Source organism: Caballeronia novacaledonica, from assembly GCF_900258035.1.
Taxonomy (GTDB): domain Bacteria; phylum Pseudomonadota; class Gammaproteobacteria; order Burkholderiales; family Burkholderiaceae; genus Caballeronia; species Caballeronia novacaledonica.
In genome coordinates this window covers 42,420-65,557 of the sequence record NZ_OGTP01000001.1, presented here as the reverse complement: position 1 = coordinate 65,557, position 23,138 = coordinate 42,420, and the positions used below count along the sequence as shown (strand labels likewise).

Below are 23,138 nucleotides of genomic sequence, written 5' to 3'. Positions count from 1 at the left end.
GGAGATTCCCTCCAGGATGTCATCCCCGTTTCGCGACCAACGCGGCCTTTGCGGCTCTCGCGCAAAGATTAGCTTATCGGGCTTGCGCGTGCCATCGGCACGTTGCGCGCGTTATTCAGCGGCGCCGCTCAGCACGACACGCCGGAAGAACTGCGCGAGCACGTCCTCGGCGAATTGCGCCGGCACCGATTGCGGATCGGACGAATAGAAGAACTGCACGCCGTCGCATAGCGCGATGAGACCGAGCGCCATCTGTTCCGGCGGCATCGTGAGCGGCGTGCCCACGCGCTCGGAGAATGCCCTGATGTAATCGGTCGTGGTCTGCCGCAGCTCGCGCATCAGCGCATTGAAGCTCACGCGGAATTTCGCGTCGCGGCTCGCGTGCAGCTTCGCTTCGACCCACAGCAAGAAACACGCGTTGTTCTGGTAGCACTCGCTGTAATACTGCAGCACGCGCGCTTCCATGTCGGCGCGCGAGGCCTCGCCGTCTTCGAAGAGCGTGGAGAGGCGCTGCATGATCGTGTCGTGATCGCGCTTGAGCACTTCGAGCAACAACTCGGCCTTGCTCGAAAAATTCGAATAGAACGCGCCGCGCGTATAGCCCGCGTCGGCGGCCACGTCTTCGACGCTCGATGCGCCGAATCCCTTCTGCATAAAAACCGCCTGCGCAGCGTCGAGCAGACGCTGGCGCGTCTGGTCGCGGCTCTGCTCACGGGTGAGTCGAACAGGTTTCATGCGCGAAGTGTAGCACCGCACGGCTTACAAATCCGGCTTTGCATTCAGATACAACTGTGTATTAAAATTCAACTCGTATTCGCGTCCGGGTCGTCGAAACCCTTGCCGGACGGGGCTTTCAGATTAATGCGCCGATCCGCCCCGCTTACGCTCGTTTCTCGAAATTGCCCGCCGGGTCGCCCTTTCCTTGCTTCGACCATGAGCCGCGCAGCCCGTTGCGAGGCGCGCGGCTCCATGCCCTAGCGGGCGCCGAGGTTCCTGTGAAGCTCTTGCACTTACCTGTGTCGGTCGTGGCGCGCGCGGCATTCGTTCCGATCGTCTGTGTGTCGCTCGTCGCCTGCAAGCGGCATGAAGCGCCCGCCCCCGCGCCGCGCCCGGTCGTCGCCGTCGCGGCGCAAGCGGACGGTCACGCGAGCGCATCCAGCCTGCCCGGACAGGTTCAGTCGCGCTATTCGACGCCGCTTTCGTTTCGCATCAACGGCAAGATTCTCGAACGGCGCGTGCGTCTCGGCGACAGCGTGAAGGCGGGGCAAATCGTCGCCCGCCTCGATCCCGCCGATGCCGAGAAGAACAACGCGAGCGCCCGCGCGCAACTCGATGCCGCCGAGCACCAGCTCGTCTATGCGAAGCAGCAGCTCGATCGCGATCGCGCGCAGGCCGCGGAGAATCTCATCGCGCCCGCGCAACTCGAGCAGACGCAGAACGCCTATGCGTCCGCGCTCGCGCAACGCAATCAGGCGCAGCAGCAGGCGGGACTTTCCGCCGATCAGTTGCGCTACGCGACGCTCCCCGCCGATCATGCGGGCGTCATCACCGCCGAGCAGGCCGACACCGGGCAGAACGTGACGGCGGGTCAGGCCGTCTACACGCTCGCCTGGAGCGGCGATATCGACGTGATCTGCGACGTGCCCGAAGCCGCGCTCGGCGCGTTCGCCGTGGGCAAGGAAGCGAGCGTGAAACTCGCGGCGTTGCCCGGGCAGACCTTCAAGGCGCGCGTGCGCGAGCTTTCGCCCGCCGCCGACACCCAAAGCCGCACCTGGCGCGCGAAGCTCACGCTCGAAGCGCCGACGCCCGACGTGCGCCTCGGCATGACGGCGGATATCGCGTTTGCCGGATCGAATGGCGCGAAGGGCGCGTTCACCATTCCATCGACGGCACTGTTCCACGACAACGGCCATCCCGCCGTATGGATCGTCAAACAGCCGGGCGATGCGCTCGAACTGCGGCGCGTCGAGGTCGCGCGCTATGGCGAGCGCACGGTGACGCTCGCGGGCGGAATCGCTGCGGGCGAGCGCATCGTGTGGCAAGGCGTGCATACGGTTTCCGCGGGCGAGAAAGTGCGCGTCGTCGCGCCGCTGCATCCCGAGGACTTCGCGTCATGAGCGACACTCGCGAAGACGACGACGCGCATCGCCACGAAGAAGGCCGCTTCAATCTTTCGGCGTGGGCGTTGCGGCATCGCGCGCTCGTCGTGTTTCTCATCGCGATGGCGACGATCTTCGGCATCCTCGCCTACACGCGGCTCGCGCAGTCGGAAGATCCGCCCTTCACGTTTCGCGTGATGGTCATTCGCACGTTCTGGCCGGGCGCGACCGCGCGTCAGGTGCAGGAGGAAGTGACCGACCGCATCGCGCGCAAGCTGCAGGAAACGCCGTACACGGATTTCATGCGCAGCTATTCGCGCCCCGGCGAATCGCTCATCTTCTTTCAGATGAAGGACTCCGCGCCCGCGAAGGACGTGCCGGAAGAGTGGTATCAGATCCGCAAGAAAGTGGGCGATATCGCCGCGACCCTGCCGCCGGGCGCGCAAGGCCCGTTCTTCAACGACGAATTCGGCGACGTCTACACGAACATCTACGCGCTCGAAGGCGACGGCTTCTCGCCCGCGCAACTGCACGATTACGCCGATGCCTTGCGCACGGTGCTGTTGCGCGTGCCGGGCGTCGCGAAGGTCGATTACTTCGGCGATCAGGAAGAGCGCATCTATGTCGAGATTCCCAATACGACGCTCACGCGCCTGAACATCTCGCCGCAGCAGATCGCGCAGGCCATCGACGGGCAGAACGCGGTCTCGACCGCAGGCGTGCTGACGACGCCCAACGATCGCGTGTTCGTGCGTCCGAGCGGCCAGTTCAAGAATGTCGATGCGCTCGCCGATACGCTCATCAACGTGAACGGACGCTCGTTCCGCCTCGGCGATATCGCGACGATCAAGCGCGGCTATATCGATCCGCCGGCCACGCAGATGCGCTCGGCGGGCGCGCCCGTGCTCGGGATCGGCATCACGATGCAGCCGGGCGAAGACGTCGTGCGTCTCGGCAAGTCGCTCAACGACGAGATGACAAAGTTGCGTGCGCAACTACCGGCGGGGTTGAAGCTCACCGAAGTGTCGAGCATGCCGCAAGCGGTCTCGCATTCCGTCGACGACTTTCTCGAAGCCGTCGCCGAAGCGGTCGTCATCGTGCTGATCGTGAGTCTCGTGTCGCTCGGCGTGCGCACGGGCATGGTGGTCGTGATCTCGATTCCGATCGTGCTCGCCGTCACCGCGCTCTTCATGTATCTGTTCGATATCGGCCTGCATAAAGTCTCGCTCGGCACGCTGATTCTTGCGCTGGGTCTTCTCGTCGACGACGCGATCATCGCCGTCGAGATGATGGCCGTGAAGCTCGAACAAGGCTGGAGCCGCGCGCGCGCCGCCGCGTTCGCCTACACGAGCACCGCGTTCCCGATGCTGACCGGCACGCTCGTCACCGTCGCGGGCTTTCTGCCGATCGCGCTCGCGAAGTCGAGCACCGGCGAATACACGCGTTCGATCTTCGAAGTGTCGGCGATCGCGCTGATCGCGTCGTGGCTCGCGGCCGTCGTGCTGATTCCGTTGCTCGGTTACCGGCTCCTGCCCGAACGGAAGAAGGAAGCGCATCTGCCCGACGATCACGAGCACGACATCTACGACACGAAGTTCTATGGACGCCTGCGCCGCTGGGTCGGCTGGTGCGTGAAGCGGCGCTTCGTCGTGCTCGCGATCACGGTGCTGCTCTTCGTCGTCGCGATGGCCGGCTTCACGATCGTGCCGCAACAGTTCTTCCCGAGTTCGGATCGGCCCGAACTGCTGATCGACGTCCGCTTGCAGGAAGGCGCGTCGTTCGATGCGACCTTGCGCGAAGCGAAGCGGCTCGAAGAAGCGCTCAAGGGCCGCGATGAAATCGATCATGTCGTGAGCTTCGTCGGCACCGGCGCGCCGCGTTTCTATCTGCCGCTCGATCAGCAGTTGCAGACGCCGAACTTCGCGCAGTTCGTCGTCACCGCGAAGTCGGTCGAAGCGCGCGAGCAGCTCGCGCGCTGGCTCGATCCGATGTTGCGCGAGCGCTTCCCCGCCATACGCACGCGTTTGTCGCGTCTGGAGAACGGTCCGCCCGTCGGCTATCCGGTGCAGTTTCGCGTGAGCGGCGACGAGATCGGCACGGTGCGGCACATCGCCGAGCAGGTCGCCGCCGACATGCGCGCCGATGCGCGCACGGCCAACGTGCAATTCGACTGGGACGAGCCTTCGGAGCGCTCCGTGCGCTTCGAGATCGATCAGCAGAAGGCGCGCGATGCCGGCGTCTCGTCGCAGGACGTGGCGAACTTTCTCGCGATGACGCTGACCGGCACGACCGTCACGCAGTATCGCGAGCGCGACAAGCTCATCAACGTCGATCTCCGCGCGCCGCGTGCGGAGCGCGTCGATCCTGCGAGACTCGCATCGCTCGCGATGCCCACGCCGCATGGTCCCGTGCCGCTCGGCGCGCTCGGGCGTGTCGTCGATACGCTCGAATACGGCGTGATCTGGGAACGCGACCGCCAGCCGACCATCACCGTGCAATCCGACGTGAAAGGCGACGCGCAGGGCATCGACGTGACGTACGCCATCGACAAGAAGCTCGACGAGATTCGCCGCGCGTTGCCGGTCGGCTATCGCGTGGAAGTGGGCGGCTCGGTCGAGGAAAGCGGCAAGGGCCAGGCGTCGATCAACGCGCAGATGCCGGTGATGGTGATCGTCGTGCTCACGCTTCTGATGATTCAATTGCAGAGCTTCTCGCGCGTCATGATGGTCGTGCTCACCGCGCCGCTCGGGTTGATCGGCGTGGTCGTGACGCTGCTCGCGTTCGGCAAGCCCTTCGGCTTCGTCGCGATGCTCGGCGTGATCGCGATGTTCGGCATCATCATGCGCAATTCGGTGATTCTCGTCGATCAGATCGAGCAGGACATCGCGTCCGGGCACAAGCGTTTCGATGCGATCATCGGCGCGACGGTGCGGCGCTTCCGGCCCATCACGTTGACGGCCGCGGCCGCCGTGCTCGCGCTGATTCCGCTTCTGCGCAGCAACTTTTTCGGCCCGATGGCGACCGCGCTGATGGGCGGCATCACGAGCGCGACCGTGCTCACCCTCTTCTATCTGCCCGCGCTCTACGCCGCGTGGTTTCGCGTGAAGCTCGACGAACGCGAAGGAGCATCGTCATGAATCAGCGGCTTTTGATGCTTGCGGCGTGCGTCGCGCTCGGTGCGTGCGCGCTCGGTCCGGACGGCAAGCCGCCCGCGATGCCGCAGCCCGCGCACTACGGCGCACAGCCGCAAACGGACGCGAGCGTCGCGGCCGAAGGCGCGTCGCAGCGCTTCGTCGCGGGCGCGAAACCCGTGCCGGAGTGGTGGAAGCTGTATCGCTCGGATGCGTTGAATGCGCTCGTCGACGAAGGTCTGCGCGCGAGCCCGAATCTCGCGGCGGCGGACAAGAGCCTCGTCGCCGCGCGCGAACAGTTGCGTGCGCAAATAGGTTCGTCGCTGTTGCCGCAGATCGACGCGGGCGCGCAAGCCACGCGGCAACGCGGCTTCGGCATTCCCGAGGCCGGCCCGCCGACCGTGCTCTACAACCTCTTCGTCGGGCAGCTTCAGGCGCAATACACGTTCGATCTCTTCGGCGCCGCGCGTTACGCGAATGCGGCGCTGGCGGCGCAGGTCGATCAACAGGCGTTTCAGCTCGACGCCGCACGTCGCGCGCTCGCGGCGAACATCGTGACAGGCGCGATCGGCGCGGCTTCGCTGCATTCGCAGATCGACGTGACGGAGCGGCTCATCGCATTGGCCAACGACGACGCGCACGATGCGCAGCGCCGCTACGCGCTCGGCTCCGCATCGCGCACCGAGATGCTCAACGCGCAGCAGAACGCCGCGTCGCTCGCGGCGCAATTGCCGGGCTTGCGCGCGCAATGGCTCGCGACGCGCCACGCGCTCGCGGTGCTGCTCGGACGCACGCCCGACCAGGCGCCCGACGATCTCGATCTCGCGAGCCTCGCGCTGCCGTCCGATGTGCCGGTCGTGTTGCCGTCGGCGTTGTTGCAGACACGCCCCGACATTCAGGCCGCCGATGCCGCGTTGAAGGCGGCCGCCGCGCAAGTTGGCGTCGCGACGGCGCAGTTGTTTCCGAGCCTCTCGATATCCGCGTCGATGGGCAAAGGCGGCTTCGACTGGCCGACCGCGCTGTCGGGCGCGGGCGCGTTGTGGAGCGTGGGCGCATCGCTGTCGCAGCCGATTTTTCATGGCGGCGCGCTGCTCGCGCAACGCCGCGCGTCCATCGCCATGTATGACGCCGCCGTGGCGCAATACAAAGAGACCGTGCTCTCGGCGTTTCAGAATGTCGCGAACACGCTGGCGTCGCTCGAAACCGACAGCGAAGCGCTCGCCTTCGCCGACAGCGCGAGCAGCGCGGCCCGCGATGCATCGGTGGATGCGGCGGCGCGCGTGCGGCTCGGCGCGATTCCGCCGCGCGCCGCGCGCGGCAGCGAACAGCAGTATCTCAACGCGCGCCTTTCGACGATCCGCGCGAGCAGCGCGCGCATGAGCGACACCGCCGCGCTCTTCCAGGCGATGGGCTCGCCCGTCGCAGCGGGTGCGAGCGTCGCGCAGGCGCGGGACGACAAGCGCTGACGTCAATCGGGCAGACGCCGCAGCGTTTGCCGGCCTGCGCGAGCGCGCGATAGGCGAGCGCCGCGGATACTCACGCGCGGTTTGCCGAAGCGATGCACGCACCACAAGCCGACGCACCGCGTCAATTCTTCGAACGGCCACGATGCTTCACGTTTCCGTTGTCGCGGTTTCAGCCGTATGCGCGTTGTTCCTCTTCTTCGTATTCGGGCGCGGCACGGCGCGCGAGTGTTTCGACGAAATGTTTCGCGAGCGGCCACGGACCGAATCCCGCCGATGTATTGATATGCCCCGCATCGCCGAGATTCACGAACGCGCTGTTCCAGCGCTGCGCGAGCGTGCGCGCATCGTCGAGCGGCATCCACGGATCGGTTTCGCTGCCGACGACGAGCGAGAGCATGTCGAGGCGGCGCGCCATGAACGCGCCCGCGAAACGGAACTTCGCCGGACTCGCGGGCGATCCGGAAGTGCGCAAGGCCGTGCGTATCGCAATCGGGCAGATCGGAGAACGCGTGGCCCGCGCCCTATCAGGGTAAACGTCCATCACAAAGGCATTTTCAAATAGTTGGTGTACGGAGTATATTCCTCATCACACTGACGTGCTGAGGAATGGAGGACGACACCATGCAATTTCATCTGAACGGTTTTTGCGTCGGCGATCCCACGATCGAACCGGCGGCCGATGGCGCACCACGAGTCGAAATGCCCGAGACGGTCGACGTGCTCATCGTCGGGAGCGGTCCTGCGGGACTCGTGCTGGCGGCGCAACTGTCGCAATTCCCGTCGATCAAAACGCGTATCGTCGAACGTCGCAGCGGTCCGTTGCTGATGGGACAGGCGGACGGCGTCGCGTGCCGCACCGTCGAGATGTTCCATGCATTCGGTCTCAGCGAGCGCCTGTTGCGCGAAGCTTATTGGGTCAACGAGACGGTCTTCTGGCGGCCCGACGCGAATGATCGCAACGCGATCAGGCGTACCGGACGTGTTCAGGATACCGAAACAGGTTTGTCGGAGTTTCCGCATGTCATCGTGAATCAGGCGCGCGTGCAGGACTATCTGCTCGATGTGATGCGCCGCTCGCCCGAAAGGATCGAGCCGGATTACGATCTCGAAGCCATCGACATTCAGCGCGACGATTCGCAGGAATTCCCGGTGCGCGTCACATTGCGCCGCACCGATGCAGCGCGGCGCGGCGAGCAGGTGACGGTGCGCGCGCGCTATGTGGTCGGTTGCGATGGCGCACGCAGCGCCGTGCGCACGGCCATCGGGCAAACGCTGCGCGGCGATGCGGCCAACCATGCGTGGGGCGTAATGGATGCGCTCGCCGTCACCGACTTCCCCGACATCCGGCTGAAGGCGGCGATCCAGTCCGCGAGCAAAGGCAATCTGCTCATCATTCCACGTGAAGGCGGATATCTGGTTCGCTTCTATGTCGATCTCGGCGAGGTGACGCCGGAGAATCGCGACGGCATCAAGCAGATGTCCGTCGATCGCATCATCGAGACGGCGCAGCACATCCTGCATCCCTATTCGCTCGATGTGAAAGAAGTCGCGTGGTTCTCGGTCTACGAAGTGGGCCAGCGTCTGACCGACCGTTTCGACGACGCGCTCATGGACGACGGAAGCGCTCGCGATCCGCGCGTGTTCATCGCCGGCGATGCCTGCCATACGCATAGCGCGAAAGCCGGACAGGGCATGAACGTGTCCATGCAGGACGGCTTCAATCTTGGCTGGAAACTCGGCGCAGTTCTCGAAGGCCGCAGCGACGCAAGCCTGTTGCGCACGTATTCGGATGAGCGCCGGCCCATCGCGAAGGCGTTGATCGACTTCGACAAGGAATGGTCCGCGATGATGGCCGCGCCGCCGAAAGACCCGAATCGGCCGGAAGCGGGCGGCGTCGATCCGGCGGAGCTGCAGGCGTATTTCGTGCGCGCGGGCCGATATACGGCCGGCCTCGCGACGCATTACCGGCCGGGCGTGCTGACGGGCGCAACGACACATCAGGCGCTCGCGGGCGGGTTCGTGATCGGGACGCGCTTTCACTCGTCGCCTGTCGTGCGCATCGCGGATGCGAAGCCCGCGCATCTCGGGCACGCCGCCCGCGCGGACGGCCGCTGGCGTTTGTACGCGTTCTCGGATGCGACGGGCGCGGCGCTCGATGCACTGTGCGAACATCTGGCCACGTCGCCCGATTCAATCTTGCGACGCGTCACGCCGGAGCATGCCGATATCGACAGCGTGCTCGATTTCCGCGCGGTGCTGCAGCAGCCACATCGCGATGTGCGCGTCGAAAATCTGCCCGCGCTGCTGCTTCCGCGCAAGGGACGCCACGGTCTCATCGATTACGAGAAGGCATTTACGAACGACGCGGCGACTGATATCTTCGGCGAGCGCGCCGTTGACCGCGAACGCGGCGCACTCGTGGTGGTCCGTCCGGATCAATACGTCGCGCACGTTCTTCCGCTGGACGCCTACGAGGAACTGGCCGCGTTCTTCCGGCCGATCCTCCGCATGCGCTAACCCACTCCGACACCGCGAAATTGCCGATCGATCAAAAAGAGCCCGACGTGCGCTCGACATTCACGGGCAGCCTCGTACGCCGTGCCCAGCAGCGCCACGTGGCGGTATGGCTCAGCGAAGTCTCCGCGGAGATCACGAGCGTCCAGTACGCGGCGCTCGAGGTCTTGCACAAGACGCCCGGCGTCAATCAGCGACAACTCGGCGATGAACTCGACGTGGACCGTTCGACAATCGCCGATCTCGTCGCGCGGATGGTGCGCAACGGCCTCGTCGAGCGCTCGGACGATCCCGTCGACAAGCGCAGTTACGTGCTCTTTCTCACCGGGGCGGGCAAGAAGCAACTGGCCGCGCTGCGCCCGCGTGTCGAAGAGGTCGAGCGCATTCTCACGACGAGGCTGACCGCACAGGAAGCCGCGGAGTTGCGGCGTCTGCTCTCGGCGCTGTTGCCGCCGCGGGAATAGCGCGAGCCTTTACTGCGGTCCCCGGGGCCGATTCGGTCTGCCGCCAGCGCCCGGACGCGTGCCGTTGTCGCGCGGGCCGGATTTATCGTGGAAATTCGGCCGGTTAGCCGGGCCGTGATCTTCGCAGATCGTCGATATCGCGTGTTTGAAGAGCACCTGCGATCCGCTGGTCGAGTTGAGATAGACCATGTAGGTATCGAACGACTGAATATGGCCGGTCAGCTTGATGCCGTTGACCAGAAAGATCGCGACGCGTTTTCGCTCTTTCCTGAGTGCGTTCAGAAAATCGCCTTGAATACCGGGAAGACTGTTGGACATTGATGACTCGTGTTGAACCGTACAAGGACCGTTTGGCCGACGAGGTTCGCCGTCAGCGGAGCCTGCGTCCCTGTTCAGTATGTATTTGCTCGATGAGCCATTATCGCCTTTCCGGCGCGGCCGTCACCGAAAAAGAAATCCCAGTTGTAACGGAAAGACGAACCGTATGCGTCGAAACACGCCCGTTTCCCGGCACGCTGGAATTTTATTCTCGTAAGTAGCCATTCTATATGTACTTTTCGCTTGCGCCGCGCCCCTTTCGAAAGCGCTCAGCCGGCCGCAATCAGTTCGTCCGCTCTGGATAAGAACATCTTCAACACCGGCGACGCATTCGACCGGCTGTAACCGATCGCGAGATCGACGGTAGGCGCTTCCCCTTCCAGCGGCCGGCTCACCACCGACCACGGCAGCAGATTGTTCGCGTACTCGGGCATGAGCGAAACGCCACGCGTCGATGCGACGAGCGACATGGCCATCGCGAGGTTGTCGACGCCATGCTGCGACTTCGGCTCGATGCCGTTTTCCCGCAAATATTGCGCGATCACGTCGTGCAAGACGCGCGCCTTGTTCGATGCCATGACGAACGTCTCGCCCCGCAGGTCCGACAGGCTGATCGCCTGTTTCGCCGTCAGTCTGTGGTCGCTCGGCATCAGCACGACGAGTTTCTCGCGATAGACCACGTGATATTCGAGGTCCAGCCCCGGCTCCCTGCGCACGAACGCGAGATCGAGCTTGCCGCGCGCCACGGCGTCGGCGAGATCGGGCGAGTAGCCGCTCGATACCGTGACGTCGATGTTCGGCAACGCGTCGCACAGCACGCGCATGGCGCGCGGCAGCCACGTCATTTCCTGGCCCGTCAGAAAGCCGAGCGCGAAGACCTGCTTCGCGGGACTCGCAGCGCGGCGCGCCGCCTCCACGGCGGCATCGACCTGCGCGAGCGCAAGCCGTGCGTGATCGAGAAACGCCTTGCCGGACGCCGTCAGCTCGACGCCGCGCGCACTGCGGCTGAACAGTTCCGCGCGGACTTCGTCTTCGAGATCGCGGATCTGCCGGCTGAGCGACGGTTGCGACGTGAACAGCCGCTGCTCGGCGGCGACCGTGAGGCTGCCCGTTTCCGCGACGGCAACGAAATAGCGCAGATGGCGCAACTCCATGCTTCCTCCTGTTCGCGCGTACGCGGGTCATGCTTTCGAGGCATGCCTGCCAGCCTACAAAGTCTTTTTTCTTTGCGCAAGCGAGGGCTAGATTGCTTGTCAGCAGTCGAAGAAAACGCTTCAGCCATACGTGAAAGGCAAATCAAGGAGTCCCGCCATGAATGACCTCGCCGGAAAAACCGCGCTCGTGACAGGCGCATCCCGCGGCATCGGCCGCGCCGTCGCGATCGCGCTCGGCCGCGCCGGTGCGCGCGTGCTCGTGCACTACAGCAGCAACGAAGCGGCCGCCGACGCGACCGTCGCCGACATCATCGCGAGCGGCGGCCATGCGCAGAAGGTCGCCGCCGATCTGCGCAGCGCCGACGGTCCCCGCACGCTCGCCAGTCACGTGCGCGCGGTCGTCGGTGGACGGCTGGACGTGCTGGTCGCGAACGCGGGCATTTCGAAAGCCGCGAGCATCGAAGACACGACCGTCGAAGACTTCGACGCCCTCTTCGCCGTCAACGTGCGCGCACCGTTCTTTCTCGTCCAGCAACTGCTGCCGATACTGAGCCACGGCAGCAGCGTCGTGCTGCTTTCGTCGCTGGCGGCGCGCGCGTCGGTCGGCAAACTGGCCGCGTACGCCGCGACGAAAGGCGCGGTCGATACGCTCGTGAAGCACTTCGCGTCCGCGCTCGGCGAGCGTGGCGTGCGCGTGAACGCCGTTGCGCCCGGCGTCGTCGAGACCGACATGTCGAGCTTCGCGAGCACCGACGAAGGCCGCGATTACACGCTGAGCCTTCAGGCGCTGAAGCGCATTGCGCAGCCCGACGATATCGCCGGCGCGGTGACGTTTCTCGCTTCCGACAAGGCGAGCTGGATCACGGGCGATACGCTGCGCGTCGACGGCGGATCCAGGCTTTGATATTCATACGTTATCCGAATCATTAATCGACGAACACTTGAAGGAATTCACCATGTCCACCAGCACTGTTACGAACACGACGCGAACCGCGAAGATTCCCGGACCCGATCATCCGATCGAGATCGAGCGCAACGCGTCGCGCGTCGTGGTCACGGTCGCGGGGCGCATCGTCGCCGATACGCGCGATGCGCTGACGCTGCGGGAAGCGCACTATCCGCCCGTGTTCTACATTCCGAGAAAGGACGTCGACATGAGCCAGCTCGAACGCACGGCGCATGCGACTTACTGCCCGTACAAAGGCGATGCCGCGTACTTTTCGATAAGCACGGGCGGTGCGCGCGTCGCCGATGCGGTATGGACTTACGAAGCGCCCTTTGCGGCGGTCGAGCCGATCCGCGATCGCCTCGCGTTCTATCCCGATCGCGTCGATTCGATCGAAGAACGCGCCTGAGGAAGCAACATGAACGACAAGACCGTGGTACTCGTCACCGGCGCGTTGAGCGGCATCGGCCGCGCCACCGCACTCGCCTTTGCGCGCTCGAACGCCCGCATCGTGATTTCAGGCCGGCGCGCGGAAGAAGGCCACGCGCTCGCCGATACGCTGCGCTCGCTCGGCGCAGACGCGGAGTTCGTCGAAGCCGACGTGCGCGTCGAAGAGGACGTGCAGGCGCTCGTCGATCATGCGGTCGAGCGCTTCGGACGGCTCGATATCGCCGTGAACGCGGCGGGCACGGAAGGCGAGCCGGCGCCGGTCGTCGAACTGACGGCCGCGCGCTATGCCGCCGTATTCGATGCGAACGTGCTCGGCACCTTGCTCGCGATGAAGCATGAGTTGCGCGTGATGTCGTCGCAACGCGGCGGCAGCATCGTCAACGTATCCTCGACGATGGGCGCGCGCGGTGCGGCGGGCGCGTCGCGTTATGTCGCGAGCAAACATGCCGTCGAAGGGCTGACGAAATCCGCGGCGCTGGAGGCCGCCGCTTTTGGCGTACGTGTCAACGCCGTCGCGCCCGGCCCCGTGCAAACGCCGATGCTCGATCGTCTCACGCAGACAGCGGAGCGCAAGGCCGCGTTTCTCGACACCGTCCCGCTGAAGCGCGCCGGCACCCCGGAGGAAATCGCCGAGGCGATCGTGTACGTGGCATCGGCGAGTTTCATGACCGGCGAAGTGCTGCGCGTGAACGGCGGCCGGACAGCGGCGTAACGGGCGCGTCCCTTGAAACCGGCCGCGCCGCCTCAGCGCGGCTTCCACTCGACCGGCGGATCCGCACGATAGCCGCCGCCGAGCGCCTTGATGAGCGCGATTTCCTGACCGAGTATCTGGCCGCTGAGCGTGAGCAGCACGACCTGCTCCGAAATCACGGGCTGGCGGGCGTCGAGCGCCGTCAGCCGGCTCGACAGACCGCGCTGATAGTGCGCTTGTGCGCTGTCTCTCGTGAACGCGATCGATTCGACCCGCCGCTGCTGCAGTCGAATCTGCTCGTCCAGCGCCTGCAAGCGGCTTCCCGTTTGCGCGACGTCGCGCACCGCGTTGAGAACGGCCTGGTTGTACTGCTCGATCAGCAGATTGCTTCCCGCGCGCGCGCCGGACAGGTTCGCGTTCAGCCGGCCGCCATCGAAGATCGGCAGATACAGGCCGGGAATCAGGTTGATCTGCTGGCTCGCGTGCGTGAAAAGGTCCGACAGGTGCAAGGCGTTGTAGCCGAAGAACGCCTTGATGTCGAAGCTCGGATAGAAAGCCGCCTTCGCGGCATCGATACGATCGAACGACGCCTGCACATACCAGCGCAACGCCTGGAGATCGGGGCGTCGCGCGAGCAGTTCGTAGGCAAGCGGCGACGGCAGCGCGGGCTGGGCTTCGGGCAGCGCGACGGGTTCGATCGGCGGCAGTCCTTCCGGACCCGCGCCGATCAGCGCGCGCATCGATTCGCGAAACTGCCTGATCTGATCCTGCGCGGACACGATTTGCCGCTGCACGGCCAGTTGCTGCGCGCGGGCATCTTCGACGAGCGTGCGCGGCTCGAGACCGCGCATCGCGCGCGCGTCATGCGCCTGCACCGCGAAGTCCGTCACTTGCTGCAACTGATTCAGCAGTTCGAGCAGCCGATAGCTCGTCTGAATGCCGTAGTAAAGCTGGGCGACGTCGGTCGAAAGTTCGAGTTCGACGGCGGACGCTTCCGCGAGCCGCGCGTTATTCACTCCGATGGACGCGGCGGTCTGCGCGCGCTGCTTGCCCCAGATGTCGATATCGAGACTCGCGCCCACGCCGACGAGTCCTTCCGTGTACCACGGCCCCGTGAATCCGAGCGCCGGCTCGTTCATCGCGAACGGGCCGATGAAGCCGTTCGCGGAAACGTGCTCGCGATCCACCACGCCGAAAGCGACCGCCTGCAGATTCGATCCCGCGGCGGCGAGCGCCACGTCCGACTTCGCCTGCGCCACGCGAGTCCGCGCGATCGTCAGCGTGGGTGCGTCGCGCAAAGCCTGATCGATGAGCGCGTCGAGCTGCGCGTCGTGGTAGCGCGTCCACCAGCGGGCGGCGGGCCAGCCGTCGCGTGCGAGATGGATGTCGTCGGCGAGATTGATCTGCTCGGGCGCGATCGCGCTCGCCGGTGCGCTGTCCTCGTGAATCAGCGCGCAGCTACTCAAGGCGCAGCACAACGCGACGATCCAGCACACTCGCTTTTGCCGTTTGCCGATCGCTTTCATGCCTGCGCCGCCCGCGAAACAGGCGCCGCAACCGATGCCTCGCCGCGCCAGTCCGGCAAGCCCTCGATCTGCCGTTCGAGATTGTGCGCGCACGCCGCGAGCGCCGCGTCGCCGTCCATCGACAGTCCGCTGCGCGCCGGCGCGAGCGCAACCGGCGGACTGGCCGCGAGATCGTCGGCATAGCGGGCGAGCGCATCGCCGGCCCATGTGCGAAGTGCATCCGCCGTATGCAAGGGATCTGCGCCGCGCACCGCGAGCGCATCGTCGAGCGCGTTCGCGGCGAGCATGATTTCCCGCGTCTGCGCGAGCACGGTCTGCGCGCGCATCGTCAGTTGCGCGGGTTCGCCTTCCTGCCAGTTGGGTTCGAGCGCGACGCGCGAAAGTGTCGCCTCGCAATCGGCCAGCATGTTCCACGCGCGCCATTGCGCGGATGGCGCGGCTTCGTCGGCGGGCGATCCGGGGCGCTTGAACGAAGCCGCGACGGCCCGCAGCACCGACGCGAGTTTCTGCCGCAGCGCATCGCCCTCGCCTTCGCGCCAGAAGGCCATCTGCACGAAAGTGGCGACGCCCACGCCGAGCAGGATCCCCACGAGGCGGTCGCGGATCTCGGTGAGGTTCGTCGTCGGGCCGAATTGTTCGAGCAGCGCCAGCGAAAAAGTGAAGACGAGCTGCACACCCGCGTAGCCGATGCGCTCCGACCCCGCGCCGATCCACGCGCCCAGCGCGAGCACCGGCACGGTCATCAGCAATAGCCCGACGATGTCGTCCAGATGCGGCACGACGAAGACCACCATGAACAAGGCGAGCGCGCTGCCGCACAGCGCGCCGGCCACGCGCAGCAACGCGCGTTGCGCCGAGGCGCCGAGACTCGGCAGCGCGACGATCACGCACGTGAGCATGATGGTGTGGATGCCCTGCCAGTCCGCCGCGTTGTAGAAGACGTAGCACGGCAGAACGGCGAGCAGCGTCTTCAGCGCGAAGCGCGCGTACACCGGATTGGTCCACGCGTCCGGCGCGAGCATCGGTTCGGCGGCGGGGGGCGTGGTTGCTTTTGCGTCGGCGGAGGAGAGATCGGCGAATGCGTGGAGCGCCCGCTGCATGTCGGGCACGGCGCCGGGCGCGTCGGTTTCGATGTGCGCCGGCGTCGTGACGACGTAGCGGTACGGCGCGTGCGCGACCAGTGCATCGTCCAGCGCGACACAGTTGACGCGCAACTCGTCCAGCGCCGATCGTTGCGCCGCCGACAGCCTGGGCAACGCGAGCGGCAGACGGCTCGCGCCGAGCAGGAGGCGCGACACCGTCGCGATGCCGGCAAGCCGCAACGCCTGCTGCTCGCGATAACGCGCGTCTCGCATGGTCGTGAAGCGCAGCAGGCGCTGCAGCGTCAGCGCGCCCTGCTGGACCTCCGCGATCGATATCGGCGCGGCGGTGTTGCCTTCGATGAGTTGCGAAAGGCGCGTGACGATCGACATCAGTTGCCGATGCATCTCCGCCTCCAGTTGCACGCGCGGTTCGGCGGGCAGCAGCAACGCGTTGACGAGCAAGGTCAGCGCGATCGGATAGTTGACGGCGACCCAGACCCACAGCACCGAGCGAATCAGCAGATCGGCCTGATCGGTCTGATCGACGAAACTCTGCACGTAGATCACGATGACCGCGACGATGAAGAACACCACGCCGATGCGCAACACGCGTATCAGATACACGCTGCAAAAGAACAGCACGCTCGCCGCGACGATGCGCAGCAGCGGATAGTCGAAGGTGAACTTCAGCAGCAAAATAGACGAGCCGATGGCGAGCGTCGACCCGATGATGAACATGAGGCCCACGAGCCGCGTGATCACCACGTTCGATTGCGTCACATAGAACACCACCAGCAGCGACAGCGCCAGCGACGGAACTTCGAGCGTGAGCGAAACGACGATCACGATCGCGCTCGTCAAAAGGCATCGCAGCATGACGTTGAGCCGCCCCGGAAACGGCGCGAGCTCGCGTTCGAGAAACCTGACGAGCGGGGAGTCGGCAAGGGACACGGGCGCTCCTTAGCGTTGATCGTCGCCGCGACCGGCATGCAGCGAAGCCACCGCCGATGTGCCGATACGAAATAGTTCGGCGTCCGGATGATCGACGCGTATTTTCACCGGAAAGCGCTGCGACACATGCACCCAGTTGAGCGTGCGCTGAATGCGCGGCAGGGTGCCGGGCAGCGCCAGCCCGCCTTCATCGGGCGCGACGCCGAAACTGATGGAATCGACGGCGCCTTCGAATTTCCGGCCGGAATCGCTCAGGAGATAAACGGTGGCGGGCGTGCCCGGACGCACGCCCTTGAGTTCCGTCTCGCGAAAATTCGCGACCACGTACCAATGACGCGTGTCGATCAACGTGAAGACCGTCTTGAGCGCCGAGGCGAACTGTCCCGTCGATGTCTTCAACGACGCCACGCGGCCGTCGAACGGCGCGCGCACGGTCGCGTATTCGAGATTCAGCTCGGCGCTCGAAATCTCCGCCGTGATGACCGCACGTTGCGCGACCAGCGCATCGACACCGCTGACGGCGGCGGCGGCCTGTTGCGCCTGGAGGCGCGCGGCGCTGAGTTCGGCCTGCGTCGCTCGCTGCGCGGTGCGCGCCCGGTCGATATCCTCCGCCGACACGTAGCCCGGCGATTGCAGCGGCTCCATGCGACGCAACGTGTCGGAAGCCTGAGTGGCGGCAGCGCTCGCACGCCCCACAGCCGCGCGCACCGACTCCGCGTTGTATTGCTGCGCGTTGACGGTGCGCTGCGTCAGTTCGATCTGCCGGTCGAGCGCGGCGAGCGATGCGCGGGCTCGCGCGAGTGCGTCCTGATACGGACGCGGATCGATGCGAAACAGCAGATCGCCTTGCTTGACGGCCTGATTGTCGCGCACCGCCAGCTCGACGATCCGTCCGCTGACTTCCGGCACGACATCGATCGTGTCAGCGTAGGCGTAGGCATCGTCCGTTCGCGGCGTGCGATCCAGAAGCCTGATCACGTAGAGCAACAACAGAAGCGTCACCACGACGAGCACGAGCGCCGGCCATTTTCGCTTCGATGCCTTGTTGTCGGTCGTCGTCATCGTGAGTTTCCGGGCGAAATCAGGATTGGAAAGCCAGCAGCCACACCGCAAGCGCGAAGAACGTGACGAGCGTCGGATAGATCACGGCGGCAGGCCACAGCGTCTGGCCGACCTTCAGACGCGCAAGCACCAGATGCAGCACGACGACGAGCGCCACGCTCGCGACGATGCAAAAGAGCCAGTCCGGGAAGTAAGCGCCAAGCACGTTGATCGACGGCGCGTTCGAGCATCCCGACAGCGGCGCAGCGACGCCGACAGCAAGCCTCCGAGTTCCGCCTGTGATGCGTGGCATAAGCGCTCCCTGGTCTGCCGCTGAATGATCGGTATCGAGGCTTTCAGTCTGATACACGATTTCAGACCGAGCCGTCTGTATGACGCAGCGCCATGAAGCTATATGGAATCGGTCCCGATTTCAAGCACGCACGCTCCGTAATGCCAGAGAACTTCCTCTAGCCCGTACGCGCCATCGCAGCAATCGCGTGACAACCGCAGCAATATCGTTCAATCCCGCGTTTGGCGCATCGGCTAATTTTCTCTTCGACGGCATTGAGCGAACACGACTCGTTCCGTCGTCATCCCGACGATCATTAATTCCATACTTCAACAGCCGGAGATTCCGCATGTCCCATCGCACATCCTCTGTCCTCGTGATCAGCGCTTTCGCAACGGCGCTCGGGGCGCTTTCAGCGGCATCGGCCAGCGCGGAGGAATTCACCGACGCGCAGAAGAAGATTCAGGCGGAACACACGGCGCTCGTGAAGTCCGGCAAGGTCGAGCCGTGCTTCGGAACCGCGCTGAAAGGGCAGAACGACTGCTACGCCGGCGCGGGAACCACGTGCGCCGGCACGAGCATGACCGACTATCAGGGCAATGCGTTCAAGCTCGTGCCCAAAGGCAGTTGCACGGCCATGTCGACGCCCAAAGGTCCGGGCAGCCTGACGCCGAAGGCCTGAGGTCATCGTCCGATGCGCCGGGCGTTGCGGCGACCGGCGCTTCCCTCTCGCTCACGGAGGCTTCTCTTGCCCGAGCCGTCCCTTTTCGCCCACTTCGGCACATTGCCTTGCCGTAGCGGCGTCGGCCTGAAGGCCGAGCACTATCGCACGGTGATCGAGACGTGGCCCGATGTCGGCTTTTTCGAAGTTCACGCGGAAAACTACATGGGCGCCGGCGGTCCGCCGCATCGCTATCTTTCGGCGGTGCGCGAGCGCTATCCGTTGTCGCTTCACGGCGTCGGTCTGTCGATCGGGAGCGACGGCGCGCTCGATCGCGCGCATCTGCGGCGGCTCGAAACGCTCATCGCGCGCTATGCGCCGGCGTGCTTTTCCGAGCACCTCGCGTGGTCGAGCCACGACGCGGGATTTCTCAACGATCTGCTGCCCGTGCCCTACACCATGCGGACGCTGCATCGCGTGTGCGCTCACATCGACGAGATTCAGGGCACGCTCGGCATGCGCATGCTGCTCGAAAATCCGTCGACGTATCTCGCCTTCGCCGAGAGCACGTACGCGGAAACCGATTTCATCGCTGAAATCGTGAGGCGAACGGGTTGCGGCCTGCTGCTCGACATCAACAATGTCTTCGTCTCGTCGATGAACCGGACAGAAGATCCGTTCGCGTATATCCACGCCTTTCCGCTCGCGGCCGTGCAGCAGATTCATCTGGCCGGTCATGCGCGCGAAGCCGACGAAATCGGCCGCCCGCTCCTGATCGATACGCACGACCGCGCCGTCGGCGAAGCGGTCTGGAAGCTCTTCGCTCACGCGATCGCGCAAACCGGCCCGCTGCCCGCGCTCATCGAATGGGACGCTCGCGTGCCCGCGTGGCCGACGTTGAAGGCGCAGGCCGAGCGCGCGGACGCGATCATGTCGGCGCTTGCATCCGGCTCGCGCGATCCGCTGGAATCGTCCGCGACGACGGCCGTCTGACACGCGAAGGAGAACGCACATGGCGCGACGCAAGCTGCTTTTCTACTATGCCTGGAGCCGGCCCGGCGAGACGGGTGCGCCGCTCGGGGTCATCGAGAACCGGTTCCCGACGCTCTTCGAAAGCCGCCGCATGGCTTATCCGCGCTTCGACGAACTGTCCGATCCGGCGCGCTTCGATCAAAGCGTCGCCGGCTTTCTCGATCACATCATGAAGCGCAACTTCGCCGCGTTTCTGGAGCTTGCGGACACGCAGACCGGCGAGCCCGCGAAGACGATCGAACGCGTCGGCGACGACGGCCGCGCGACGACGCTCGACTCGGGCGTGCTGGACGATATCGACACGCTCGTCGTCATCAGCTTCGACTCGCTGCGAACCGCGCAGATTGCGAGCGGCGCGGAAACGGAAGCCCTGCGCGGATTTCTCGCCGCGCCGGATCATCTTGCGTTCGTGTGCCCGCATCACGATATCGGCGAGGTCGCCGATGCGCCGCAGGGCGAACGCGCCGCACGCCAGCTCGAACAGTTCGTGCATCACGGCGACAAGACGATTCCGCCGCAGCAGCGCTTCGGCGGCTATGCGAAATCGCTACTGCATGGTCTCGGCTTGCCCGTGGAAAACCGCTTCGGACTGCGTCCCGCGCTAGAGGCCGACGGTTCGCCCTGCGCGATCGAAGCCACGCCGGCGCTGGACCGGCTCGGGTTGCTGCACGGCGTCGATACGTTCAACGCGCATGCGCATTTGCCGCACTTCGAACGTCTCGGAAGCGCGATGGAGCAACTCGACGTGCTCGCTCGCCAGAAGATCGATCCCGGCGCGCCGCCGCATCCGTTCGCACGCGAGCACCGCAGCTTCGACGCCTTGCTCCAGTCGCGCGCCGATACCTTCGCGGGCACGCTGCTCGTCGGCGACACGACGCTCTGGAGTTCGACCGCCGGCGGCGTCGACAGTCTGCGCCGGCTTTGGCTCAACGTTCTGCAACGCCCTCACCGGCACTGATCCGTCCATGTCATACACCCCCCGAGCGCTCGACGCGCGCCAGCGCGCATTCGCCGACGCGATCCTCGATCCTGGCCGTCCCGTTCCCTCGGGCCTGATCGGACCGGACGGCGCGACGAGCGAGCGTCGTTTCGCCGTGTACCGGAACAATGTCGTCGCCGGTCTTTGCGATGCGCTCGCGGCGGCCTATCCGGTCACGCGGCGCATCGTCGGCGAAACGTTCTTCGCCGGAATGGCGCGTATTTACGCATCGCGGACGCTGCCGCGAACGCCTGTCATGCTCGACTACGGCGCGGACTTCGCCGATTTCGCCGGCACGTTCGAACCGGCGATGTCGTTGCCCTATCTGCGCGATGTCGCGCGGCTGGAGCGCGCGTGGGTCGAGGCGTACCACGCGCCCGACGCGACGCCGCTCGAATCCGACGCGTTTCGAAGCATCGACGCCGCGCAGCTTCCCTCGATCCGCCTCGCGCTGCATCCGTCCGTTCGCGTCGTGCGGTCGCCGTTTCCGTTGGTCGCGATCTGGCAAATGAATGTCGATGAAAACGCGCCCGGATTCATCGACATTCATGCGCGAAGCGAAGATGCGTTGATCGCGCGACCGCACGCGCATGTCGATGTGCGCGTGCTGCCGGTCGGCGCGGCCACGTTCGTCGAGGCGCTGGCGGCGGGCATTGCCGTCGCCGAGGCATTCGAGTCCGCGCTGTCCGCCGACGCGCGCTTCGATCTTTCGCCGGCGCTCGCCATGCTCGTGCATGGCGGCGCCATCGCCGGATGGACCGTATGAACCCCGCCGAATCGCTCGTCGATCGTTGCGCGCGGCGCTTCGCGCAGATGCTGAACGGGATCGCGTCGCTCGCGCGGATCGTCGCGCCGCCTCTGCTGCGCATTGCACTCGCGTTGCCCTTTCTGCGCTCGGGACTGACGCGCTGGGACGGTTTCCTGTCGCTGTCGGCGGGCACGGTCTATCTCTTCGAGAACCAGTTCAAGCTGCACGTGCTTGGCGCGGTCATCGCGCTCCCTGCGCCCGACGTGCTTGCGTTCGTCGTCGGCGTCGCGGAAATCGTGCTGCCGGTTCTCCTTCTCGCGGGCCTCGCCACGCGTCTCGCCGCGCTCGCGCTGCTGTTGATGACGTGCGTCATCCAGCTCGTCTTTCCGGACGGCTGGGCGAATTTTCATCTTTACTGGCTGAGTCTCGCCGTGGCCATTCTCGCGCTGGGTCCGGGCGGTCTTTCGCTCGACCGGCTGATCGCGCTGCAACGCCGCAAAGGCGCGGCACGCGGCCTCGCCTGATGCCCGCTTATTCGTGCCCTCGGCGGCGGGCGCGCCGCCGGCCCTGCTCGCGCGCGTAAGTCGCCGGCGTGCAGCCGACGTGCCGGTGAAAGCGCCGCGTGAAGTGGCTCTGATCGGCGAAGCCGGTCATCAGCGCGATCTCGGCGAGCGCGATGCCGGTTTCCGCGATGAGCGTCTGCGCGCGGCGCACGCGGCATTGCTCGACGAAGCCGATCGCCGTCACGCCGGTCGCGCGCTTGAAGAGCCGCGCAAAATGAAACCGGCTCACATTGGCGATGGCCGCGAGTTCCGCCAGCCCGATCGTGCGGTCGAGATTGTCCTCGATATACGCGCTGAGCCGCGCGAGTTCGGCTTTCCCGAGCGAAGGCGGCTCATGGGCGCGTACCGGCTCGAACGCGTTGTAGCTGCGCAGCAGATGCGCCGCGAGCACGCACGACGCATGATCGACGATGAGCGCCTGCGCGGGATGCGGCTCGCGTTCGAGTTCGCCGAGCAGAATCTGCGCGACGCCCGCGATGACGGCATCGCGCGTTTCGAAGACGTTGCGGACCTCGACCTGCGCGATGCTGCGGCGTCCGATCTCGTCGGCGGCGGACGCGATGAGCGAGGTCGGGATGCGCAGGCGCGCCGATGCGGCCGCGTCGCCTTCCCATAGCGAGTCGCAGCCCGCGGGCATCAACAGCGAAACGCCTGTCGAGATGATGCCTTCGTGAACCGCGCCATCGCGCCCCTGAATCAGGCGCGCGTGACCGGACGGGCAATAGCAGATCAGATGATGATCGAGCGCCGGGTAGCGTTCGGAGCAATCCTTGAGCGGCCGGTACAGGTCCACCGTGACGCCGCTCCATCCGCGCGCGCGCGTCGATGCCGTGGGACGATGCGAGAGAATATCGACGATTTCGTCGATCGAAACCAGTTTCGGTGCGCCGCCGTTTTCGGTCTGCGCTGGCGTCGTCATGATTGCCTCGCTGGAGAGCCGGGTCGAGGCGGTTATGGTCTCACAACACGCGAATGGACAAAATAGAAGGCGATTCGTCAGCAGGACGAATCGCCCGTAAGAATGGGGAAA

21 protein-coding genes and 1 pseudogene are annotated in these 23,138 nt (G+C 65.4%); 13 read left to right on the top strand and 9 right to left on the bottom strand.

Going from position 1 to position 23,138, the window contains the following annotated elements; translation table 11 throughout:
- Nucleotides 1-111: 111 nt before the first annotated feature.
- Nucleotides 112-735, bottom strand: a complete 624-nt coding sequence (locus NOV72_RS00285; protein WP_106852592.1) for a TetR/AcrR family transcriptional regulator — start codon at nt 733-735, stop codon at nt 112-114.
- Between the two features lie 269 nt (nt 736-1,004).
- On the opposite strand from NOV72_RS00285, the gene NOV72_RS00280 reads away from it, so the two are divergent.
- From NOV72_RS00280 to NOV72_RS00270, 3 genes are read left to right on the top strand one after another with little or no spacing between them, the layout of a single operon-like run.
- On the top strand, nt 1,005-2,117 hold the full coding sequence (locus NOV72_RS00280) for an efflux RND transporter periplasmic adaptor subunit (protein WP_245932871.1): 1,113 nt from the start codon (nt 1,005-1,007) through the stop codon (nt 2,115-2,117).
- A complete protein-coding gene (locus tag NOV72_RS00275) occupies nt 2,114-5,236 on the top strand; it encodes an efflux RND transporter permease subunit (protein ID WP_106852590.1) in 3,123 nt (1,040 codons plus the stop codon). The genes NOV72_RS00280 and NOV72_RS00275 overlap by 4 nt, the downstream gene beginning before the upstream one ends.
- Nucleotides 5,233-6,696 carry an efflux transporter outer membrane subunit gene (locus NOV72_RS00270; protein ID WP_106852589.1) on the top strand — a complete coding sequence of 488 codons (1,464 nt, stop codon included), beginning with the start codon at nt 5,233-5,235 and terminating at the stop codon, nt 6,694-6,696. Before NOV72_RS00275 ends, NOV72_RS00270 begins: the two co-directional genes overlap by 4 nt.
- Nucleotides 6,697-6,865: 169 nt before the next feature.
- Here NOV72_RS00270 and NOV72_RS00265 read toward each other — a convergent pair.
- Nucleotides 6,866-7,153 (bottom strand): annotated as a pseudogene (locus NOV72_RS00265) (RBBP9/YdeN family alpha/beta hydrolase); the annotation flags it as partial.
- A gap of 164 nt (nt 7,154-7,317) precedes the next feature.
- Here NOV72_RS00265 and NOV72_RS00260 point away from each other — a divergent pair.
- On the top strand, nt 7,318-9,213 hold the full coding sequence (locus NOV72_RS00260) for an FAD-binding monooxygenase (protein WP_106853193.1): 1,896 nt from the start codon (nt 7,318-7,320) through the stop codon (nt 9,211-9,213).
- Between the two features lie 47 nt (nt 9,214-9,260).
- Nucleotides 9,261-9,674: a MarR family winged helix-turn-helix transcriptional regulator gene (locus NOV72_RS00255; RefSeq protein WP_245932837.1), complete on the top strand. Its 414-nt coding sequence runs from the start codon at nt 9,261-9,263 to the stop codon at nt 9,672-9,674.
- Between the two features lie 9 nt (nt 9,675-9,683).
- Here NOV72_RS00255 and hfq read toward each other — a convergent pair whose 3' ends face one another.
- Both hfq and NOV72_RS00245 read right to left on the bottom strand, forming a co-directional pair.
- Nucleotides 9,684-9,992 (bottom strand): RNA chaperone Hfq, encoded by a 309-nt coding sequence (gene hfq / locus NOV72_RS00250; protein ID WP_425428694.1) that lies wholly within the window; start codon nt 9,990-9,992, stop codon nt 9,684-9,686.
- Nucleotides 9,993-10,261: 269 nt separating this feature from the next.
- On the bottom strand, nt 10,262-11,146 hold the full coding sequence (locus tag NOV72_RS00245; protein ID WP_106852587.1) for a LysR family transcriptional regulator: 885 nt from the start codon (nt 11,144-11,146) through the stop codon (nt 10,262-10,264).
- Between the two features lie 157 nt (nt 11,147-11,303).
- Between NOV72_RS00245 and NOV72_RS00240 the strand changes: the two genes are divergently transcribed.
- Genes NOV72_RS00240 through NOV72_RS00230 form a run of 3 tightly spaced genes read left to right on the top strand, consistent with a single transcriptional unit; the run spans nt 11,304 to nt 13,254 of the window.
- Complete coding sequence (locus NOV72_RS00240; protein ID WP_106852586.1) at nt 11,304-12,050, top strand: SDR family NAD(P)-dependent oxidoreductase; 747 nt, start codon at nt 11,304-11,306, stop codon at nt 12,048-12,050.
- A 52-nt stretch (nt 12,051-12,102) separates the two neighbouring features.
- Entirely contained in the window at nt 12,103-12,501 is a 399-nt protein-coding gene (locus NOV72_RS00235) for a DUF427 domain-containing protein (protein WP_106852585.1), read from the top strand.
- A gap of 9 nt (nt 12,502-12,510) precedes the next feature.
- Nucleotides 12,511-13,254: an SDR family NAD(P)-dependent oxidoreductase gene (locus tag NOV72_RS00230; protein ID WP_106852584.1), complete on the top strand. Its 744-nt coding sequence runs from the start codon at nt 12,511-12,513 to the stop codon at nt 13,252-13,254.
- Between the two features lie 32 nt (nt 13,255-13,286).
- Here the strand turns inward: NOV72_RS00230 and NOV72_RS00225 are convergent, their stop codons facing one another.
- The 4 genes from NOV72_RS00225 to NOV72_RS00210 are packed head-to-tail and all read right to left on the bottom strand — an operon-like array spanning nt 13,287 to nt 18,146.
- Nucleotides 13,287-14,759 (bottom strand): MdtP family multidrug efflux transporter outer membrane subunit, encoded by a 1,473-nt coding sequence (locus tag NOV72_RS00225; RefSeq protein ID WP_106852583.1) that lies wholly within the window; start codon nt 14,757-14,759, stop codon nt 13,287-13,289.
- Nucleotides 14,756-16,792: an FUSC family protein gene (locus NOV72_RS00220; protein ID WP_245932836.1), complete on the bottom strand. Its 2,037-nt coding sequence runs from the start codon at nt 16,790-16,792 to the stop codon at nt 14,756-14,758. Before NOV72_RS00220 ends, NOV72_RS00225 begins: the two co-directional genes overlap by 4 nt.
- Before the next feature lie 9 nt (nt 16,793-16,801).
- A complete protein-coding gene (gene mdtN / locus NOV72_RS00215) occupies nt 16,802-17,854 on the bottom strand; it encodes a multidrug transporter subunit MdtN (RefSeq protein ID WP_106852582.1) in 1,053 nt (350 codons plus the stop codon).
- 19 nt (nt 17,855-17,873) lie between these two features.
- On the bottom strand, nt 17,874-18,146 hold the full coding sequence (locus NOV72_RS00210) for a YtcA family lipoprotein (RefSeq protein ID WP_106852581.1): 273 nt from the start codon (nt 18,144-18,146) through the stop codon (nt 17,874-17,876).
- A gap of 328 nt (nt 18,147-18,474) precedes the next feature.
- Here NOV72_RS00210 and NOV72_RS00205 point away from each other — a divergent pair, with 328 nt between their 5' ends.
- From NOV72_RS00205 to NOV72_RS00185, 5 genes are read left to right on the top strand one after another with little or no spacing between them, the layout of a single operon-like run.
- Nucleotides 18,475-18,807 carry a BufA1 family periplasmic bufferin-type metallophore gene (locus tag NOV72_RS00205; RefSeq protein ID WP_106852580.1) on the top strand — a complete coding sequence of 111 codons (333 nt, stop codon included), beginning with the start codon at nt 18,475-18,477 and terminating at the stop codon, nt 18,805-18,807.
- 12 nt (nt 18,808-18,819) lie between these two features.
- Nucleotides 18,820-19,779, top strand: a complete 960-nt coding sequence (gene bufB / locus NOV72_RS00200) for an MNIO family bufferin maturase (protein ID WP_106852579.1) — start codon at nt 18,820-18,822, stop codon at nt 19,777-19,779.
- 19 nt (nt 19,780-19,798) lie between these two features.
- Entirely contained in the window at nt 19,799-20,776 is a 978-nt protein-coding gene (locus NOV72_RS00195; RefSeq protein WP_106852578.1) for a hypothetical protein, read from the top strand.
- Between the two features lie 7 nt (nt 20,777-20,783).
- A complete protein-coding gene (locus tag NOV72_RS00190; protein ID WP_106852577.1) occupies nt 20,784-21,563 on the top strand; it encodes an HvfC/BufC N-terminal domain-containing protein in 780 nt (259 codons plus the stop codon).
- Nucleotides 21,560-22,069 carry a DoxX family protein gene (locus NOV72_RS00185; RefSeq protein ID WP_245932834.1) on the top strand — a complete coding sequence of 170 codons (510 nt, stop codon included), beginning with the start codon at nt 21,560-21,562 and terminating at the stop codon, nt 22,067-22,069. Before NOV72_RS00190 ends, NOV72_RS00185 begins: the two co-directional genes overlap by 4 nt.
- A gap of 7 nt (nt 22,070-22,076) precedes the next feature.
- Here NOV72_RS00185 and NOV72_RS00180 read toward each other — a convergent pair whose 3' ends face one another.
- Nucleotides 22,077-23,027, bottom strand: coding sequence for a helix-turn-helix domain-containing protein (locus tag NOV72_RS00180; protein ID WP_106852575.1), 951 nt, complete (start codon nt 23,025-23,027; stop codon nt 22,077-22,079).
- Between the last annotated feature and the right edge of the window lie 111 nt (nt 23,028-23,138).

Excerpts from the sequence above, each read along its gene's own strand:
- NOV72_RS00285 (WP_106852592.1), bottom strand. The coding sequence starts at position 735 with ATGAAACCTGTTCGACTCACCCGTGAGCAGAGCCGCGACCAGACGCGC.
- NOV72_RS00275 (WP_106852590.1), top strand. The coding sequence starts at position 2,114 with ATGAGCGACACTCGCGAAGACGACGACGCGCATCGCCACGAAGAAGGC.
- NOV72_RS00270 (WP_106852589.1), top strand. The coding sequence starts at position 5,233 with ATGAATCAGCGGCTTTTGATGCTTGCGGCGTGCGTCGCGCTCGGTGCG.
- NOV72_RS00260 (WP_106853193.1), top strand. The coding sequence starts at position 7,318 with ATGCAATTTCATCTGAACGGTTTTTGCGTCGGCGATCCCACGATCGAA.
- hfq (WP_425428694.1), bottom strand. The coding sequence starts at position 9,992 with ATGTCCAACAGTCTTCCCGGTATTCAAGGCGATTTTCTGAACGCACTC.
- NOV72_RS00245 (WP_106852587.1), bottom strand. The coding sequence starts at position 11,146 with ATGGAGTTGCGCCATCTGCGCTATTTCGTTGCCGTCGCGGAAACGGGC.
- NOV72_RS00240 (WP_106852586.1), top strand. The coding sequence starts at position 11,304 with ATGAATGACCTCGCCGGAAAAACCGCGCTCGTGACAGGCGCATCCCGC.
- NOV72_RS00235 (WP_106852585.1), top strand. The coding sequence starts at position 12,103 with ATGTCCACCAGCACTGTTACGAACACGACGCGAACCGCGAAGATTCCC.
- NOV72_RS00230 (WP_106852584.1), top strand. The coding sequence starts at position 12,511 with ATGAACGACAAGACCGTGGTACTCGTCACCGGCGCGTTGAGCGGCATC.
- NOV72_RS00225 (WP_106852583.1), bottom strand. The coding sequence starts at position 14,759 with ATGAAAGCGATCGGCAAACGGCAAAAGCGAGTGTGCTGGATCGTCGCG.
- mdtN (WP_106852582.1), bottom strand. The coding sequence starts at position 17,854 with ATGACGACGACCGACAACAAGGCATCGAAGCGAAAATGGCCGGCGCTC.
- NOV72_RS00210 (WP_106852581.1), bottom strand. The coding sequence starts at position 18,146 with ATGCCACGCATCACAGGCGGAACTCGGAGGCTTGCTGTCGGCGTCGCT.
- NOV72_RS00205 (WP_106852580.1), top strand. The coding sequence starts at position 18,475 with ATGTCCCATCGCACATCCTCTGTCCTCGTGATCAGCGCTTTCGCAACG.
- bufB (WP_106852579.1), top strand. The coding sequence starts at position 18,820 with ATGCGCCGGGCGTTGCGGCGACCGGCGCTTCCCTCTCGCTCACGGAGG.
- NOV72_RS00195 (WP_106852578.1), top strand. The coding sequence starts at position 19,799 with ATGGCGCGACGCAAGCTGCTTTTCTACTATGCCTGGAGCCGGCCCGGC.
- NOV72_RS00190 (WP_106852577.1), top strand. The coding sequence starts at position 20,784 with ATGTCATACACCCCCCGAGCGCTCGACGCGCGCCAGCGCGCATTCGCC.
- NOV72_RS00185 (WP_245932834.1), top strand. The coding sequence starts at position 21,560 with ATGAACCCCGCCGAATCGCTCGTCGATCGTTGCGCGCGGCGCTTCGCG.
- NOV72_RS00180 (WP_106852575.1), bottom strand. The coding sequence starts at position 23,027 with ATGACGACGCCAGCGCAGACCGAAAACGGCGGCGCACCGAAACTGGTT.